Below are 17,003 nucleotides of genomic sequence, written 5' to 3' on the forward strand. Positions count from 1 at the left end.
TTCTCGAAGGCGACCCGGCATCCGTGTCGCGGCGGCAGTGCCTCCCCGGAGGTGCGATAAGGGCCCCATTCGGACAGAACGTCCGGGAGGGGGAACCCGGGCCCGGATGCCGGCGTCCTAGGGGACGCACCTTGTCCGGGAGGCGCGACCAACGGCCGCAAGAGTTCTCGACGGAGCTAACGGGAAGCGATGTCTGTCAGGATAGATGGCGAAAAATCCGAAGAGGTTCCGGCGCTGTTCGAACGGGTGCGCCGGGTGCTGCGCGGACCCCGCCCCGAGAAGGTGCCCGGCCTCATCGGCACCGCCTGCACGCTCCTGGGCCTGCTCGACATCGCCGCCGGAGTCTTCCCCCGCTTCCGGCACAGCCGGATGCACGCCGCCGCCGAAGTCCTGCCCGGCACCCTGGGCCCGTTCACCGCGGCCATGGCGATCTGCGCGGGCGTCCTGCTCCTCCTCCTGGCCCACGCCCTCAAACGGCGCAAGCGGCGCGCCTGGGTCGCGGCCGTCGTCCTGCTGCCCGTCGGCGCGGTCGCCCAGTACGTCTACCGCCACTCGGTCTGCGGCACGCTCCTCTCGCTCGCGCTGCTCGCCCTGCTGCTGCGCCACCGCCGGGAGTTCGCCGCGCTCCCGGACCCGAGGAGCCGCTGGAAGGCCCTGGCCAACTTCGCCCTGCTCGGCTCCGGCAGCGTCGGCCTCGGCATGCTGATCGTCAGTTCCCACCCCGGCCGGGTCGTCGGCGAGCCCGGCTTCACCGAACGCCTGGAGCACGTCCTGTACGGCCTGTTCGGCTTCGAGGGCCCGGTCGGCTACACCGGCGGGGTCTCCTGGACGGTCGGCTACTCGCTCGGCGCGCTCGGCCTGCTCACCGCCGTCACCACCAGCTACCTCGCCCTGCGCCCGGAGAACCCGGCCGCCCGGCTCACCGACGACGACGAGACCCGCCTGCGGAGCCTGCTGGAACTCCACGGCGGCCGGGACTCCCTGGGCCACTTCGCCCTCCGCCGGGACAAGGGCGTGGTCTTCTCCCCCAGCGGCAAGGCGGCCGTCTGCTACCGGGTGGTCTCCGGCGTGATGCTGGCCAGCGGCGACCCGATCGGCGACGTCGAGGCCTGGCCCGGGGCCATCGAACGCTTCATGGAGCACGCCCGGGTGCACTCCTGGACCCCGGCCGTCATGGGGTGCAGCGAGACCGGCGGCGAGGTCTGGACCCGGGAGACCGGCCTGGACGCCCTGGAGCTCGGCGACGAAGCCGTGGTCGAGGTCGCCGACTTCACCCTGACCGGACGGGCCATGCGCAACGTCCGGCAGATGGTGAAGCGGATCGAGCGCAACGGCTACGAGACCCGCGTGCGGCGGGTCGCCGACCTCTGCCCGGAGGAGCTGGGGCGGATCCAGCGGGCCGCCGCCGACTGGCGCGGCACCGACACCGAGCGCGGCTTCTCCATGGCACTCGGCCGGATCGGCGACCCGGCCGACGGCGACTGCGTCATCGCCACCGCCCACAAGACCGGCGAGGACGGCGAGCCCGGCCCGTACGGCGACCTGAAGGCCGTCCTCCACTTCGTCCCGTGGGGCGACCACGGGATGTCGCTGGACCTGATGCGCCGCGACCGCTCGGCCGACCCCGGGATGAACGAGCTGCTGATCGTGGCCGCCCTGCAGGCCGCCTCCGGCCTCGGGGTGAAGCGGGTGTCCCTGAACTTCGCCATGTTCCGCTCGGCGCTCGCCCGGGGCGAGCGGCTGGGTGCCGGACCGGTACTGCGCGGCTGGCGCGGACTGCTGGTGTTCCTCTCCCGCTGGTTCCAGATCGAGTCGCTGTACAAGTTCAACGCGAAGTTCCGGCCGTCCTGGGAGCCCCGCTTCCTGGTCTTCCGCAACACCCGCGACCTGCCGCGGATCGGCTTCGCCGCGATGCAGGCCGAGGGCTTCGTCACCCTGGCCCTGCCGCGGCCCTTCACCCGCCGCCCCGGCTCCCGCCGGGCGCGCCCCTGCGCCCATCTGTCCACGGCGCCGACGGCGGAACGCGAGCCGCAGGCCGCCTGAGTGCTGTCGTCCGGTTCAGGCCGGGCTCCCGGTGCCCGGCACCGCTCCCGGCTCCTGCCCGTTCCGGACGACAGCCCCTGGACCGTCTCCGCCGGGCGGAAGCCCTGCCCCCGACGGGTACCGGAGCAGGCCGTGCGCTCTACGCTGGGGGCATGAGTACGTTGCGGGGCCGCGTGGCCGGTCTTCCGGAGTGGGACCGCTGTGCGGTCATGGGCGTGGTGAACGTCACGCCCGACTCGTTCTCCGACGGCGGTCGCTGGTTCGACACCGCCGCCGCGGTCAAGCGCGGCCTCGGTCTGGCGGCCGAGGGCGCCGACCTGGTCGACGTCGGCGGCGAGTCGACCCGCCCGGGAGCCAGCCGGGTCGACGAGGACGAGGAACTGCGCCGGGTGATCCCGGTGGTCCGGGACCTGTCCGCCGAGGGCGTCGTCGTCTCCGTGGACACCATGCGCGCGTCGGTCGCCGAACAGGCCGTCGCCGCCGGAGCCGTGCTGGTCAACGATGTGAGCGGCGGTCTCGCGGACCCCGCGATGGTGCCGGTGGTCGCGGCGGCCGGGGTGCCGTTCGTGGTGATGCACTGGCGCGGGTTCAGCGCCGACATGAACAGCCGCGCCGTCTACCGGGACGTCGTCGGCGAGGTCCTGGCCGAGCTGCGCGAGCGGCTGGACGCCGTGGTCGCCGGCGGGGTCGCCGCCGAGCGCGTGGTGATCGACCCGGGACTGGGCTTCGCCAAGCACGCCGAGCACGACCTGGCCCTGGTCGCCCGGCTGCGCGAGCTGCGCGGCCTGGGCCGTCCGCTGCTGGTCGCGGCGTCGCGCAAACGGTTCCTCGGACAGGTGCTCTCCGGGGGTGACGGCAGCCCGCCGCCCGCCCGGGAGCGGGACGCGGCCACCGCCGCCGTCTCGGCGATAGCGGCCCGCGAGGGCGCCTGGGCCGTCCGGGTGCACGAGGTACGGGCCACCGCGGACGCGGTGCGGGTGGCCCGCGCCGTCGAGGGCGCGGAGCGCACCGGGGCGACCGGGTGAGCGCGGCCCGGACGGACCGCGAACAGGTCGAGCTGGCCAACACCGCCCTCTACGAGGCCATGGAGCAGGGAGATTTCGAAGCCCTGTCCGGTCTGTGGCTGGAGGGGGACGTGAGCTGTGTGCACCCGGGCTGGCCCGTGCTGCGCGGCCACAGCGAGGTGCTCCGCTCCTATGCGGTGATCATGGCGAACACCGAGTACATCCAGTTCTTCCTCACCGATGTCGAAGTGGCGGTCGAGGACGACACCGCGCTGGTGACCTGCACCGAGAACATCCTCAGCGGCGGCCCCGCGGAGGAGGACGGCGAGCTCGGCCCGCTGGTCGGGCAGCTGGTGGTCGCCACGAATGTGTTCCGACGCACAGTGGACGGCTGGAAGATCTGGTCGCACCACGGGTCACCGGTCCTGGCCGACACCCAGGGCGACGAGGACGGCGACGGCGAGGAACCCACGGCCGGACGCTGAACGTCAGCGCCCGGTGACACGCCACTCGTTCGAGCCACGCGGTGGACGGGTAGGGGTGGGCAGGAGGCCCTTGGCAGACGCGCGGGCCCAGCCCCTGCTACCAGCCGGACGGGCCGAAGTCCATAGCCCCCATGGGCGAGCGCACCCCTGGTTCGCAGGTAGATTCGGGGGCGAGTGGCGTGCCGTGGGCCGCCGCCGACCCGTACATCCGTTGACCGGCAGGAGTGATCCGTGTGGACCGTGTCGCACTGCGCGGCCTGAAAGGCCTCGGCCACCACGGGGTGTTCCCCGAGGAGCGCGAGAAGGGCCAGATCTTCGTCGTGGACGTGGTGCTGGGCCTGGACACCCGCCCGGCGGCTGCCGACGACGACCTGACCCGCACCGTGCACTACGGAGTGGTGGCGGAGGACGTCGTGGGCGTCGTGACGGGCGAGCCGGTCGACCTGATCGAGACACTGGCGGAACGGATCGCCCAGCAGTGTCTCCAGCACGAGACGGTGCAGGAGGTCGAGGTGTGCGTCCACAAGCCGGACGCCCCGATCGCTGTCCCGTTCGACGACGTGACCATCACGATCACACGGAGCCGAGTATGAGCATGAGCACCAGCGACCCGACCGTGCAGCCCGTGCCCGCCTCGGTCGTCCAGCAGGTGGACGCCGCCGACACGACGCTCAGCAACCCGAAACGCGCGGTGATCTCGCTCGGGAGCAACCTGGGCAACCGGCTGGAGACCCTGCAGGGTGCGGTCGACGCGCTGGAGGACACCCCGGGCATCCGGGTCAAGGCGGTCTCCCCCGTCTACGAGACCGAGCCGTGGGGCGTCGAGCCGCAGTCCCAGCCCTCGTACTTCAACGCCGTGGTGCTGATCAAGACCACCCTGCCGCCGTCCTCCCTGCTGGAGCGCGGACACGCCATCGAGGAGGCCTTCGAGCGGGTCCGCGACGAGCGCTGGGGCCCCCGGACCATCGACGTCGACATCGTGGCGTACCAGGACGTCGTCTCCGACGACCCGGTGCTGACCCTGCCGCACCCGCGGGTGCACGAGCGCGCCTTCGTCCTCGTCCCCTGGCACGACGTGGAACCGGAGGCCGAGGTGCCCGGCCGCGGGGCGGTCGCGGAGCTGCTGGACGGCGTCGGCCGCACCGGGGTGGACGCCCGCGCCGACCTGGAACTCCGCCTCCCCGAGTAGTCGTTAGGCTCCTCGGGTACGGGCAGGGACGCCATCGCGAGGGAAGGCCAGGCCAAGTGAAGCAGCTGCGGGTCCGGGTGCTGTTCGGACTGTTCGCCGTGGCCGGAGTGCTGTCATGGGCCGGATCGCGGCTCTGGGACACCTTCGGCACGCTGCCGAGAGTGCCGGTCGCGGCCCCGATCGTGCTGGGGGTGATCGCCGCGGTGCTCGCGGCGACGGCCCTGGCGCTGCGGGCCCGGCTCAAAGCCCAGCGGGAGCGGCGTCCCGACGCCAAGGGCGTGGACCCGATGGTGGCCGCCCGCGCCGTGGTCTTCGGCCAGGCCAGCGCGCTGGTGGCGTCGCTGGTGGCCGGGGTCTACGCCGGGGCGTTCGTCTTTCTGCTGATCGACGGCCTGGACGCGGGCCCGCGGCGCGACCAGGCGATCTACGCGGGGCTCTCGGTCGTCACCGGGGTCGCCGTGGTCGTCGCGGCGCTCTTCCTGGAGCGGGTGTGCCGGCTGCCGGAGGACGAGGACAACGGCCCCCCGAAGGCCCCGGCCGCCTGACCCCGGCACCGGCCCGGTGCACACCGGCACTCGCCTCTGACCGCCGCGAGGGCTTCGCGGCCCGGAGACGGCCGCTGAGCGGCCTCCTGGGGCGGACCGGCACGTTCCCCGCCCCACGACGCACCCCGAGCCGGTCCCGGGCCGGTGCCGGACCGACGTCCGGGGCCATGGACGCCGCAGGCCGGGCACCGCCCCGCAGGCCGATGTCCAGCGCCGAAGGGCCGTCTAGGCCATGATCAGGCTCATCGCCTCGGAGCGGGTGGCCGGGTCGCGGAGCTGGCCGCGGACCGCGGAGGTGGTGGTCTTCGCCCCGGGCTTGCGGATGCCGCGCATCGACATGCACATGTGCTCGCACTCGATCACCACGATCACGCCGCGCGGCTCCAGGATCTGCATCAGGGAGTCGGCGACCTGCGTGGTCAGCCGCTCCTGCACCTGCGGCCGGCGAGCGTAGACGTCCACCAGCCGGGCCAGCTTGGACAGCCCGGTGATCTTCCCGTCGGTGGACGGGATGTAGCCGACGTGCGCGACCCCGTGGAACGGCACCAGATGGTGCTCGCAGGTGCTGTACACCTCGATGTCCTTCACCAGGACCAGCTCGTCGTGGCCTATGTCGAACGTGGTCGTCAGCACGTCCTCGGCCACCTGCCAGAGGCCGCCGAAGATCTCCCGGTAGGCGCGCGCCACCCGGGCCGGGGTCTCGAGCAGGCCTTCGCGGTCCGGGTCCTCGCCGACCGCGATGAGCAGCTCCCGGACGGCGTTCTCGGCGCGCTTCTCGTCGAACTCGCCGATGGGGCCCTGGCCGTCCAGCGTCACCGGGTCGGTCATGTGTGCCTCGATCCTTCACGTATCCGCAGCGCGCAGCAGAAAGCCGCGCCCCCTCAGGTTAGAACCCGAGGGAGCGCGGCATTCATTCCGGGCTCGGAGGCCGCCCGTCAGCTCTCGGAGCCGGGCTCCTCCGGGAGGTCCACCTTGTCCGTGGAGACCTTGGACGGGGTGGTACCGGGCTGGGCGCCGTTGGCCATGGTCAGCTCCTTGGGGGAGAGGACCGGCGGCCGGGTGGACGGGGTGCGCCGGGAGGAGCCGGTCCACGCCGGACGGGCCGGGCGCTTCACGACCGTGGAGAAGACCTCCGCGATCTCCTCCTTGCCGAGCGTCTCCTTCTCCAGCAGCTGCAGGACGAGGTTGTCCAGGACGTCGCGGTTCTCGACCAGGATCTCCCAGGCCTCGTTGTGCGCCGTCTCGATGAGCTTCTTGACCTCCTCGTCCACCAGCGCGGCGACCTCCTCGGAGTAGTCGCGCTGGTGCGACATCTCGCGGCCCAGGAAGGGCTCGGAGTTGTCGGAGCCGAACTTGATCGCACCGAGCCGCTCGGTCATGCCGTACTGCGTGACCATCGCGCGGGCCGTGGTGGTGGCCTTCTCGATGTCGTTCGCGGCGCCCGTGGTCGGGTCGTGGAAGACGAGCTCCTCCGCCGCGCGGCCGCCCAGCATGTACGCGAGCTGGTCGAGCATCTCGTTGCGCGTGGTGGAGTACTTGTCCTCGTCCGGCAGGACCATCGTGTAGCCGAGCGCACGGCCGCGGGACAAGATCGTGATCTTGTGTACCGGGTCGCTGTTCGGAGAAGCCGCCGCGACCAGGGCGTGACCGCCCTCGTGGTACGCGGTGATCTTCTTCTCCTTGTCGCTCATGATCCGGGTCCGCTTCTGCGGTCCGGCCACGACACGGTCGATCGCCTCGTCGAGGAAGTGGTTGTCGATCAGCTTCCTGTCGCTGCGCGCGGTGAGCAGCGCGGCCTCGTTGAGGACGTTCGACAGGTCCGCACCGGTGAAGCCGGGGGTGCGACGGGCGACGGCGCCGAGGTCGACGTCCGGCGCGACCGGCTTGCCCTTCTGGTGAACCTTGAGGATCTCCAGCCGGCCCTGCATGTCCGGGCGGTCGACGGCGATCTGCCGGTCGAAGCGGCCCGGGCGCAGCAGCGCCGGGTCGAGGATGTCCGGCCGGTTGGTGGCGGCGATCAGGATGACGCCGCCCTTCACGTCGAAGCCGTCCATCTCGACGAGGAGCTGGTTCAGGGTCTGCTCACGCTCGTCGTGCCCGCCGCCGAGGCCCGCGCCGCGGTGCCGGCCGACGGCGTCGATCTCGTCGACGAAGACGATCGCCGGGGCGTTGGCCTTGGCCTGCTCGAACAGGTCGCGGACCCGGGAGGCACCGACACCGACGAACATCTCGACGAAGTCGGAACCGGAGATCGAGTAGAACGGGACACCCGCCTCGCCCGCGACGGCGCGCGCGAGGAGCGTCTTGCCGGTACCGGGCGGGCCGTACAGCAGGACGCCCTTGGGGATCTTCGCCCCGACGGCCTGGAACTTGGCCGGCTCCTGCAGGAACTCCTTGATCTCGTGGAGCTCCTCGACGGCCTCGTCGGCGCCCGCCACATCGGTGAACGTCGTCTTCGGAGTGTCCTTGGTGATCAGCTTGGCCTTGGACTTCCCGAAGTTCATGACCCGGGAGCCGCCGCCCTGCATCTGGTTCATCAGGAACAGGAAGACGACGACGATCAGGACGAACGGCAGCAGCGAGAGCAGAACGCCGACGAACGGGTTCTGCTTCGACGGGGACACGGTGTAGCCGTCGGGCAGCGTGTTCTTGTCGCTGTCGTTGGTCTGAGCCTGCAGCGTCTGAGCGAGCTGGGAACCCTGGTCACCGATGTAGCTGGCCTGCAGCTTGGTGCTGCCCTCGACCTTGGTGCCGTCCTTGAGCTCGACCTTGATCTTGTTCTCGTCGCCGGTCGTCAGCTCGGCGGACTGGACCTTGTTGTCGGCGATCGCCTTGACGACCTGGCCGGTGTCCACCGTCTTGTAGCCGCCGGACGAGCCGACGACCTGCATCAACACGACCACGGCGAGGACGGCCAGCACGATCCACATGACCGGCCCACGGAAGTAGCGCTTCACGTCCATCCATACGGGGCGCGGGCGCCCCGTCCCTCCTGCCACAGTGAGGCACGTCAGCCTCAGGCGGGCTGCGCGTGCGTACGGTGTATTACTCGACCTTTAAAGACTGACCTTCGGACCGTACCCCAGCATTGTCCCCCGACGCTGCCCAGGACGGTTAACAAAACGGCCTTCCCATGCTCCAACGGCGGGAAACCGCGACGGGTTCCCCACGGTGCCCCGCCGCCGGAGCCGCCGGTCAGCCGCCGTAGACGTGCGGCGCGAGGGTCCCCACGAAGGGAAGGTTGCGGTACTTCTCCGCGTAGTCGAGGCCGTAGCCCACGACGAATTCGTTGGGGATGTCGAAGCCGACGTACTTGACGTCGATGGCGACCTTGGCCGCGTCCGGCTTGCGGAGCAGCGTGCAGACGTTGAGCGACGCCGGGCCGCGGGAGCTGAGGTTCGACAGCAGCCAGGACAGCGTCAGCCCGGAGTCGATGATGTCCTCGACGATCAGGACGTCCCGGCCGGCGATGTCGGTGTCCAGGTCCTTGAGGATCCGGACCACGCCGGAGGACTTGGTGCCGGCCCCGTAGGAGGACACCGCCATCCAGTCCATCGTGACCGGGGTCGACAGAGCCCGGGCGAGGTCCGCCATCACCATCACCGCGCCCTTGAGGACACCGACGATGAGCAGGTCCTTGCCCGCGTACTCCGCGTCGATCTTCGCGGCCAGCTCTGCGAGCTTCGCGTCGATCTCTTCCTTGGTGATGAGCACCGACTGGAGGTCGGTGCCCATGTCCTTGTCGTCCACCCTGGTCACTCTCGGTTCGTCTCGGTCCGTCAGGGTGCGGGGGGCCTGCGGCCCGTACGCCCCGGTGTGCGGCCGAAGGTCGGCTCAGTGGTCGGCGGCGGCCTCGTCGCGCCGCCGAATCACCAGACTGCCACACCGCCGTCGGACCTCGACCCGGCCGGGGAGGTTGATCGCTCCCTGACCGCGCCAGCCGGTGATCAGCCGGTCCACTTCCTCGATGTGCCGGGCGAAGAGAGAGCCGGGCGGCGCGCCCGCGGAGATGGCCGCACGCCGCAACACCCGGCGGCGGACCGCGGGCGGCAGCGCGTAGAGCTTGGCGGTGTCCAGGGCGGCGAAGCCGTCCCCGCCCTCCGCCCGCACCGTCTGCTCCACCTCGGCGGCCCAGCCGTCGAGGGCGTCGGCGTCGTCCCGGGAGAGCTGCGCCGTCCGGGCCAGCGCCTCGATCACCCCTTTGCCCAGGGACTTCTCCAGCGCGGGCAGCCCCTCGTGGCGGAGCCGCGAGCGGGTGTACGCGGGGTCGGTGTTGTGCGGGTCGTCCCAGACCGGCAGCGCCTGGACGAGGCAGGCCTTCCGGGCGGTCTGCCGGTCGAGCTGGAGGAAGGGGCGACGGTAACGGCCGCCGGCGCCGGAGACGGCCGCCATGCCGGACAGCGACCGGGTGCCGGAGCCCCGGGCCAGGCCGAGGAGCACGGTTTCGGCCTGGTCGTCACGGGTGTGGCCGAGCAGGATCGCGACGGCCCCGTGCCGCTCGGCGGCGGCGTCGAGGGCGGCGTAACGGGCGTCCCGGGCCGCGGCCTCGGGGCCGCCGCCCCGCCCGACGTGCACCGCGACCGATTCGACGGGGTCCAGACGGAGCGCCCGCATCCGGGTGGCGACTTCGGCGGCGCGCAGATCGGAGCCGGGCTGCAGACCGTGGTCGACGGTGACGCCACCGGCCCGGATGCCCAGTTTGGGGGCCTCGAAGGCGAGGGCGGAGGCGAGCGCCATGGAGTCCGCGCCACCACTGCAGGCGGCGAGGACGAGCGGACCGGGCCGCTGCTCGCCCGGCGGGTGGTCGGTGAGGACGTCGTGGAGTACGCGGCGGACCGCCAGGCGTATCGCTGCGACCGCTGGATGGGGACCCATGTCCGGTTCACTTCCTCGGGGCCGGGGCCGTACGGGGGGTCGTACGGGGTTCAGTCACGGCTTTTCATCACGCTGAGTATGTAGATGGTGACAGAGACGAGCCGATACCCGAGCATCGCACGCCCACCCATCACTCACGGTCCCTCGGACGGGTGATTACCGGGCGGGGCTCACCCGGCGGGCCGCCCCGCTCTCACGACTCGGCCTTCCGGTGCACCCGCGCGACCCAGTCCGCCGGTTTGGCGATCTCCGACTTGGTCGGGAGGGTGTTCGGCGAGGTCCAGACCCGGTTGAAGCCGTCCATCCCGACCTGGCTCACCACGGCCCGGACGAACCGCTCCCCGTCACGGTACTGCCGGAGCTTGGCGTCGAGACCGAGCAGCTTGCGCAGCGCCAGGTCCAGCCGGCCGGCCCCGCTCGCCCGCCGCTTCTGGAACTTCTCCCGGATCTCCGCCACCGACGGCACGACCTGCGGCCCCACCCCGTCCATCACGAAGTCCGCGTGCCCCTCCAGCAGGGACATCACGGCGGTGAGACGGGACAGGATCTCGCGCTGGGCAGGCGTCTGCACCAGTTCGACCAGGCTGTGGGCGCCGTCGTCGTCCGCGCCCTCCGGCCGGTTGCCGGTGAGCGACTGCACCGCCTCCCGGAGCCGCTCCAGCAGCGTGTTCGGGTCGATCTCGGTCTCGCCGAGGAACGACTGGATCTCACCCTCTATGTGGTCGCGCAGCCAGGGCACGGCGGTGAACTGGGTGCGGTGGGTCTCCTCGTGGAGGCAGACCCAGAGGCGGAAGTCGTGCGGCGCCACGTCGAGCTCCCGCTCCACATGGACGATGTTGGGCGCGACCAGCAGCAGCCGGCCGGCGCCGTTCTCCGCGCCCGGCAGGTCCCGGCCGACGGGGGCGAACGTCTCGTACTGGCCGAGGACGCGGGAGGCGAGGAACGACAGCAGCATCCCCAGCTCGACACCGGTCACCTTGCCGCCGACCGCGCCGAGGACCGAACCGCCGGCCGAACCGCCGCGCCGGTCCTGCATCTTCTCCAGCAGCGGCTTGAGGACCTCGCGGAACCCGGCGACGTTGGCCTTCACCCAGCCGGCCCGGTCCACCACGAGGACCGGGGTGTCGTGCGGCGCCGAGTCCGGCTGCGCCAGCCCGGTGAACGCCCGCACGTGCTCCTCGGAGGACTTGGCGTGCCGCCGCAGTTCGGCGACGACGGCCCGCGCCTCGTCCCGGGTCACCTCGGGTCCCGGCCGTACGAGCCGGGTCGCCGTCGCCACCGCGAGGTTCCAGTCGACCATCTCCGCACCACCGATGCTCGTCATGACTTCACGGTACGTGCTGCACAGCGGTTGCGGTGAGGGTTGTGGACGCCCCGGGCCGCCCACGGGGGACCCCGGGGCGGGGCCAGGTCAGCGGCAGCCGCAGTTGGCGACCGCCGAGGCCAGCCGGTCCAGGGCCGCCTGGGCCCCGTGGGGGTCGGCCGCGTCCGTGGTCATGAACGCGAACGCCAGCAGCCGCCCGTCGGCGTCCACCACCGTCCCCGCGAGGGTGTTCACACCCGTCAGGGTCCCCGTCTTGGCCCGGACGACCCCCGTGCCCGCGGGCGCGTCGGCGTAGCGGCCGCGCAGCGTCCCGGTGAACCCGGCCACGGGGAGCCCGGTGAGGACCGGCCGCAGTTCGGGGCGGGCCGGGTCCGCGGCGCGGACCAGCAGCTGGGCGAGGAGGTCCGCGGTGACCTCGTTCTTGCGGCTCAGCCCGCTGCCGTCGGTGAACTTCGCGCCCTTCAGGGGCAGGCCGAGCTTCTCGAGCCGCCGCGTGACCGCGCGGCCGCCGCCCTCGAAGCTCACCGGCTCCTCGACCGCGATCGCGGTCTGCCGGGCCAGGGCCTCGGCGATGTCGTTGTCGCTGGTGGTGAGCATCCGCTCGACCAGCGTCGAGAGGGGGAAGGACCGCACCACGGCCAGTCGCTCGGCCTTGTGGCCCGCGGTGACGGTGTGCGGATCGCCCTTGGTGTCGATGCCCCGGTCACGGAGCAGCCGGGCGAAGGTCCGGGCCGCGTCCGCGGCCGGGTCGGCGCTGCGCGGGGCCGGGCCGCCGGCGCTGTCGTCGAGCCTGCCCTCGTCGGCCATCAGCGGGGTGACGGCGGCGATGTTCTCGTTGCCGGGGCCGATCGGGTGCACGTCCGGGCCGCTGTAGCGGGAGGTGTCGTAGCCGACGGTGACCTCGGTGCGGCCGCGGTCCTTCAGCGCGCGGGCGGTGTCCCGGGCGAGGGTGCGCAGCGCGGCCGGCTTGTCCACGCCCAGGGGCTTGCGGGCCGTGAGGGTCGGGTCGCCGCCGCCGACCAGCACGATCTCGTCGTCCGCGGCCCCGGTGACGACGGTCGTCTCGATGCGGTGGTCGGGTCCGAGCGCGTCCAGCGCCGCCACCGCGGTCGCGATCTTGATGGTGGACGCCGGGAGGGCCGCGGTGCCGGCGTCGGAGCCGTAGAGCTGCTTGCCGGTGGCGGCGTCCACCACGGACGCGCTGCGCAGCGGACCGAGCGCAGGGTCCTTGAGCAGCGGACCGAGGGAGTCCGTGAGGCCGTCACGGGTGGGCGGGGGCACCGGGTCCGGGGACTGGGTGGGGCCGGCGGCGGCGCCCAGCGGGGCGAGGACCGTGGCGGCCCGCGGGACCGTACCCGCGGCGCGGCCGGACCGCCCGCCGGACCGCTCGCCGTGATGCTCGCCACGCGTCGGGCTCCGGGCCTCCGCACGCTGCCGCTCGGCCGTACGCTGACCGGAGTCCCAGGGACCGGCCGCGGTCACGGCAGCGGCCGCCACGGCCACTCCCACCAGCGCGGATGCGGCCGGAAGATGCCAGGCCGGATGCGCCCGCCATCGTTCGACCACCCATCTGAACTGCCACGATCCGGCCTCGGGCACCTCGGACCAGCCCCTTTCGCCATCACACACCTGCGTGAGGGACACTTAATCACCCGAAGTATGTGCTGATCATGGAGGAGCCACCCGTGGAGTTCGACGTCACCATCGAGATCCCGAAGGGTTCGCGGAACAAGTACGAGGTGGACCACGAGACCGGTCGCATCCGCCTGGACCGTCGACTCTTCACATCGACCAGCTACCCGGCCGACTACGGCTTCGTGGAGAACACTCTCGGCGAGGACGGCGACCCGCTGGACGCGCTGGTCATTCTCGACGAGCCGACCTTCCCGGGCTGCCTCATCAAGTGCCGTGCCATCGGCATGTTCCGGATGACCGACGAGGCCGGCGGCGACGACAAGCTGCTCTGCGTTCCGGCGTCCGACCCCCGGGTGGAGCACCTCCGCGACATCCACCACGTGTCGGAGTTCGACCGCCTGGAGATCCAGCACTTCTTCGAGGTGTACAAGGACCTGGAGCCCGGCAAGTCCGTCGAGGGCGCCAACTGGGTCGGCCGCGGTGAGGCCGAGGCCGAGGTCGAGGCCTCCATCAAGCGGCTCGAGGCCCAGGGCGGCCAGCACTGAGTCACTGAGGGCTCTTTTACCGTACGGCTGCGGGCGGTGCACCCTGAGGGGCGCACCGCCCGCCGCTGCACGGGGACATGGCGGGCAGCACAGCCGGGCATGCGGCATCGTGGCCGGTGAGGCACCGGAAAGAGAGGCGAGGAGGAGCGGAACGACGTGGTCGGGGACCCGAAGCGGAGCGGTGGCACACCTGAGGCGGATGCCCAGGAGGACCGCAAGCCGCAGTCGGACGAGGCGCACAGCGCCTTCACACCGCCGGAGGGCGTGCCGCTGCCGCCGCTTCCGGAGGAAGAGCATCCGACATCCGAGTTCGCGGTGCCCAGCGGGCTGGCGCAGGAGCACCACGCGGAGCCCGAGGGCTCGGCGTTCGCCCCGCCCAGGTCACAGACGCAGACGGGCACGCACGCCCGCCCGCAGTCCGCGTTCCCGGCGTTCACCCCGCCGCACGGCATCCCGATGGTCCGGCTGACCAAGGAGACGCCCTGGCAGGACCGGATGCGCACGATGCTGCGCATGCCGATCGCCGACCGGCCGGTGCCGGAGCGGGCGGAGAAGGTCGAGGACGAGACCGGCCCGGCCGTTCCGCGCGTCCTCGACCTGACGCTCCGTATCGGCGAACTGCTGCTCGCGGGCGGCGAGGGCGCGGAGGACGTCGAGGCCGCGATGTTCGGCGTCGCGCACGCCTACGGCCTCGACCGCTGCGAGCCGACCGTCACCTTCACCCTGCTGTCCGTCACCTACCAGCCCTCGCTGGTCGACGACCCGGTGACGGCCAGCCGCACCGTCCGGCGGCGGGGCACCGACTACACCCGACTGGCCGCGGTCTTCCGGCTGGTCGACGACATCTGCGCGGACGACGTCGAGATAAGCCTGGAAGAGGCGTACCGGCGGCTGGCCGAGATACGGCGTAACCGGCACCCCTACCCGGGGTGGGCGCTGACCCTGGCCGGCGGGGCGCTGGCGGGTGCGGCGAGCACCCTCGTCGGCGGTAGCTGGCTGGTCTTCCTGGCGGCGGCCGCCGGGGCCATGCTCGGTGACCGGCTGGCGTGGCTGGCCTCGGGGCGCGGGCTGCCGGAGTTCTACCAGTTCGTCGCGGCGGCGATGCCGCCCGCCGCGATGGGGATCGCGCTGAGCCTCGCCCACGCCGAAGTACAGGCCTCGGCCGTCATCACCGGTGGGCTCTTCGCGCTGATCCCGGGACGGGCGCTGGTCGCCGGTGTGCAGGACGGGCTGACGGGCTATTACATCACCGCCTCCGCCCGTCTGCTGGAGGTCGCCTACCTGGTGGTCGGCATCGTCTGCGGCGTGCTGACCGTGCTCTACGGCGGTGTCCGGCTGGGGGCGAGGCTGAATCCGGAAGAGGCCCTGGACGTGCCCAACCGGCCCGTGACCCAGATCCTCGCGGCGATGCTGCTGGCCCTCGCCTTCGCGATCCTGCTCCAGCAGGAACGTCACACCGTGCTGATCGCCACGCTCAACGGCGGCGTCGCCTGGATCATCTACGGGGCGCTGGCCGTCGAGGTCGGGGTGAACCAGGTCGCCTCGACGACGGTGGCGGCGGGGCTGGTCGGCCTCTTCGGCCAGCTGCTGTCGCGCTACCGGTACGCCTCGGCGCTGCCGTACGTCACGGCGGCGATCGGACCGCTGCTCCCCGGTAGCGCCATCTACTTCGGGCTGCTGAACCTCGCCCAGGGCGGCCTCGACTCGGGTCTGGCCTCGCTGACCAAGGCGGCGGCGCTGGCGCTGGCCATCGCGATCGGGGTGAACCTGGGTGGTGAGATCGCCCGGCTCGCCATCAAGATCCCGGGTGCGGCGGACGCCTCGGCGCGCCGGGCCGCGAAGCGGACGCGCGGGTTCTGACGTACGGGGTCCGACGTACGGGCTCCGACGTACCGGGTCTGACGTACGAGGTCCGGCGCGCGGGTGCGCCGGGCCGGTGGCGCCGCACTGGCGGCGCCACCGGGCGGGTCAGCGCTTGGCGTGACGGCCGCGCGGGGCCGGGGACTGGCCGGTGTCCGACTGCTCCTGCGGGGCGGCCGCCGCGGCCTTCTTGGACTGGCCGCGGGCCCGGAGGTACTCGATCACGATCGGGACCACCGAGAGCAGCACGATCCCGACCAGGATCATCTCGATGTGCTGGTGCACGAAGTCGATCTGGCCGAGCGCCGCGCCCAGCAGGGTGACGCCGGCGCCCCAGAGGGCTCCGCCGATGATGTTGAAGATGATGAACGAGCGGTAGTTCATCCGGCTCACACCGGCGATGATCGGCGTGAAGGTACGGATGATCGGGACGAAGCGGGCCAGAATCAGCGACTTCGGACCGTGCTTCTCGAAGAACTCGTGGGCCTTCTCGACGTTCTCCTGCTTGAAGAGCTTCGAGTCGGGCCGCCGGAAGAGCGCGGGGCCGACCTTCCGCCCGAAGAGATAGCCGACCTGGTCGCCGAGGACCGCGGCGGCGACGATGAGCACGCACACCAGCCAGAGCGGCTTGTCCAGCTTGTCGGTGACCACCAGCAGACCGGTGGTGAAGAGCAGCGAGTCACCCGGCAGGAAGAAGCCGATGAGCAGGCCGGACTCGGCGAAGACGATCGTCAGCACACCGAGCAGGCCGAACGTCTGGATCAGGAAGTCCGGGTCCAGCCAGCTGGGGCCGAGCGCGAGGGTGGTCACGGTTGACAGGCTCCTGGGTCGAGGGCGCAGGCTCAAGCGGGGCCCGGGCACAGGGATAGGCGGTGGCTGCCGATGATGCGGTGCGGCAGTCCCAAGCTATCAACGCGAGCGACGGCGCTCCGGTTCCAGGACCGGCCACCGCACCCGGCAGCCCCTGCCCCGGGGCCCCGGCCGACGCCCCGCGCCCGCCCGGCCGGTACCGCCGGACAGCGCAACGGACCGCCCTCCGGGTGCGTCCCCCGCCCCCGCGTCCGATCCTTTCCGCAGGAGGTGACTGTGATGGGCATCGAGGAGTTCGGAGGCGGCCAGGGCGCCCAGGCCGACGTTCTGGTGGTGACGACCAACGACGTGCCGGGTTACCACGTTCAGCAGGTCATCGGCGAGGTCTTCGGCCTGACGGTGCGCTCGCGCCACCTGGGCAGCCAGATCGGAGCCGGTCTGAAGTCGATGATCGGCGGCGAGCTGCGGGGGCTCACCAAGACCCTGGTCGAGACCCGGAACCAGGCCATGGAACGGCTCGTGGAACAGGCCCGGGCCCGCGGCGGGAACGCGGTGCTGATGATGCGGTTCGATGTGGCGGAAGCCGCAGACGTGGGCACCGAGGTCTGCGCCTACGGCACCGCGGTGGTACTGGCCCCGCAGTCCTGACGCGGCTCCGCCGGCCGCCCGGCGGCCGGCGGCAGCCCCG

The 17,003-nt window shown here is 72.0% G+C and carries 16 protein-coding genes; 9 read left to right on the plus strand and 7 right to left on the minus strand.

Annotated elements, in window-relative coordinates; genetic code table 11:
- Positions 1 to 189 precede the first annotated feature (189 nt).
- The 6 genes from ACFYYR_RS23975 to ACFYYR_RS24000 all read left to right on the plus strand — a co-directional run bounded on the left by ACFYYR_RS23975 (position 190) and on the right by ACFYYR_RS24000 (position 5,266).
- Positions 190 to 2,043 (plus strand): phosphatidylglycerol lysyltransferase domain-containing protein, encoded by a 1,854-nt coding sequence (locus tag ACFYYR_RS23975; RefSeq protein ID WP_388857121.1) that lies wholly within the window; start codon positions 190 to 192, stop codon positions 2,041 to 2,043.
- A gap of 152 nt (positions 2,044 to 2,195) precedes the next feature.
- Complete coding sequence (gene folP, locus ACFYYR_RS23980) at positions 2,196 to 3,068, plus strand: dihydropteroate synthase (protein ID WP_388857124.1); 873 nt, start codon at positions 2,196 to 2,198, stop codon at positions 3,066 to 3,068.
- Positions 3,065 to 3,532, plus strand: coding sequence for a nuclear transport factor 2 family protein (locus tag ACFYYR_RS23985; RefSeq protein WP_351508798.1), 468 nt, complete (start codon positions 3,065 to 3,067; stop codon positions 3,530 to 3,532). The genes folP and ACFYYR_RS23985 overlap by 4 nt, the downstream gene beginning before the upstream one ends.
- Before the next feature lie 233 nt (positions 3,533 to 3,765).
- Positions 3,766 to 4,125 (plus strand): dihydroneopterin aldolase, encoded by a 360-nt coding sequence (gene folB / locus ACFYYR_RS23990; protein ID WP_388857127.1) that lies wholly within the window; start codon positions 3,766 to 3,768, stop codon positions 4,123 to 4,125.
- 2 nt (positions 4,126 to 4,127) lie between these two features.
- A complete protein-coding gene (folK, locus tag ACFYYR_RS23995) occupies positions 4,128 to 4,721 on the plus strand; it encodes a 2-amino-4-hydroxy-6-hydroxymethyldihydropteridine diphosphokinase (RefSeq protein ID WP_388857589.1) in 594 nt (197 codons plus the stop codon).
- 56 nt (positions 4,722 to 4,777) lie between these two features.
- Positions 4,778 to 5,266, plus strand: coding sequence for a DUF3180 domain-containing protein (locus ACFYYR_RS24000; protein ID WP_351508802.1), 489 nt, complete (start codon positions 4,778 to 4,780; stop codon positions 5,264 to 5,266).
- Positions 5,267 to 5,491: 225 nt separating this feature from the next.
- Here the strand turns inward: ACFYYR_RS24000 and folE are convergent, their stop codons facing one another.
- The 6 genes from folE to dacB form a co-directional block, all read right to left on the minus strand.
- On the minus strand, positions 5,492 to 6,094 hold the full coding sequence (gene folE, locus ACFYYR_RS24005) for a GTP cyclohydrolase I FolE (RefSeq protein ID WP_388857130.1): 603 nt from the start codon (positions 6,092 to 6,094) through the stop codon (positions 5,492 to 5,494).
- Positions 6,095 to 6,201: 107 nt separating this feature from the next.
- Positions 6,202 to 8,229 (minus strand): ATP-dependent zinc metalloprotease FtsH, encoded by a 2,028-nt coding sequence (ftsH, locus tag ACFYYR_RS24010; protein WP_388857133.1) that lies wholly within the window; start codon positions 8,227 to 8,229, stop codon positions 6,202 to 6,204.
- 232 nt (positions 8,230 to 8,461) lie between these two features.
- Positions 8,462 to 9,001 (minus strand): hypoxanthine phosphoribosyltransferase, encoded by a 540-nt coding sequence (hpt, locus tag ACFYYR_RS24015; protein WP_388857592.1) that lies wholly within the window; start codon positions 8,999 to 9,001, stop codon positions 8,462 to 8,464.
- A gap of 99 nt (positions 9,002 to 9,100) precedes the next feature.
- Positions 9,101 to 10,141, minus strand: a complete 1,041-nt coding sequence (gene tilS, locus ACFYYR_RS24020) for a tRNA lysidine(34) synthetase TilS (protein WP_388857136.1) — start codon at positions 10,139 to 10,141, stop codon at positions 9,101 to 9,103.
- Between the two features lie 193 nt (positions 10,142 to 10,334).
- Entirely contained in the window at positions 10,335 to 11,465 is a 1,131-nt protein-coding gene (locus ACFYYR_RS24025; protein ID WP_388857139.1) for a zinc-dependent metalloprotease, read from the minus strand.
- A gap of 87 nt (positions 11,466 to 11,552) precedes the next feature.
- Positions 11,553 to 13,109, minus strand: a complete 1,557-nt coding sequence (gene dacB / locus ACFYYR_RS24030) for a D-alanyl-D-alanine carboxypeptidase/D-alanyl-D-alanine-endopeptidase (RefSeq protein ID WP_388857142.1) — start codon at positions 13,107 to 13,109, stop codon at positions 11,553 to 11,555.
- A 41-nt stretch (positions 13,110 to 13,150) separates the two neighbouring features.
- Between dacB and ACFYYR_RS24035 the strand changes: the two genes are divergently transcribed.
- Positions 13,151 to 13,645, plus strand: a complete 495-nt coding sequence (locus ACFYYR_RS24035) for an inorganic diphosphatase (protein ID WP_351508924.1) — start codon at positions 13,151 to 13,153, stop codon at positions 13,643 to 13,645.
- A gap of 156 nt (positions 13,646 to 13,801) precedes the next feature.
- Positions 13,802 to 15,505, plus strand: a complete 1,704-nt coding sequence (locus ACFYYR_RS24040; RefSeq protein WP_388857145.1) for a threonine/serine exporter family protein — start codon at positions 13,802 to 13,804, stop codon at positions 15,503 to 15,505.
- 108 nt (positions 15,506 to 15,613) lie between these two features.
- Here ACFYYR_RS24040 and ACFYYR_RS24045 read toward each other — a convergent pair whose 3' ends face one another.
- On the minus strand, positions 15,614 to 16,315 hold the full coding sequence (locus ACFYYR_RS24045; protein WP_388857148.1) for a DedA family protein: 702 nt from the start codon (positions 16,313 to 16,315) through the stop codon (positions 15,614 to 15,616).
- Positions 16,316 to 16,594: 279 nt separating this feature from the next.
- Between ACFYYR_RS24045 and ACFYYR_RS24050 the strand changes: the two genes are divergently transcribed.
- Positions 16,595 to 16,963, plus strand: a complete 369-nt coding sequence (locus ACFYYR_RS24050) for a YbjQ family protein (protein ID WP_388857151.1) — start codon at positions 16,595 to 16,597, stop codon at positions 16,961 to 16,963.
- Positions 16,964 to 17,003 lie beyond the last annotated feature (40 nt).

The organism is Streptomyces sp. NPDC001922 (assembly GCF_042891165.1).
In the GTDB taxonomy this organism is placed as follows: Bacteria; Actinomycetota; Actinomycetes; order Streptomycetales; family Streptomycetaceae; genus Streptomyces.

Coding starts and splice junctions, on each gene's coding strand:
- folK (WP_388857589.1), top strand. CDS start 4,128: ATGAGCACCAGCGACCCGACCGTGCAGCCCGTGCCCGCCTCGGTCGTC.
- ACFYYR_RS24025 (WP_388857139.1), bottom strand. CDS start 11,465: ATGACGAGCATCGGTGGTGCGGAGATGGTCGACTGGAACCTCGCGGTG.
- ACFYYR_RS23975 (WP_388857121.1), top strand. CDS start 190: ATGTCTGTCAGGATAGATGGCGAAAAATCCGAAGAGGTTCCGGCGCTG.
- folE (WP_388857130.1), bottom strand. CDS start 6,094: ATGACCGACCCGGTGACGCTGGACGGCCAGGGCCCCATCGGCGAGTTC.
- folP (WP_388857124.1), top strand. CDS start 2,196: ATGAGTACGTTGCGGGGCCGCGTGGCCGGTCTTCCGGAGTGGGACCGC.
- ACFYYR_RS24050 (WP_388857151.1), top strand. CDS start 16,595: ATGGGCATCGAGGAGTTCGGAGGCGGCCAGGGCGCCCAGGCCGACGTT.
- tilS (WP_388857136.1), bottom strand. CDS start 10,141: ATGGGTCCCCATCCAGCGGTCGCAGCGATACGCCTGGCGGTCCGCCGC.
- hpt (WP_388857592.1), bottom strand. CDS start 9,001: ATGGGCACCGACCTCCAGTCGGTGCTCATCACCAAGGAAGAGATCGAC.
- ftsH (WP_388857133.1), bottom strand. CDS start 8,229: ATGGACGTGAAGCGCTACTTCCGTGGGCCGGTCATGTGGATCGTGCTG.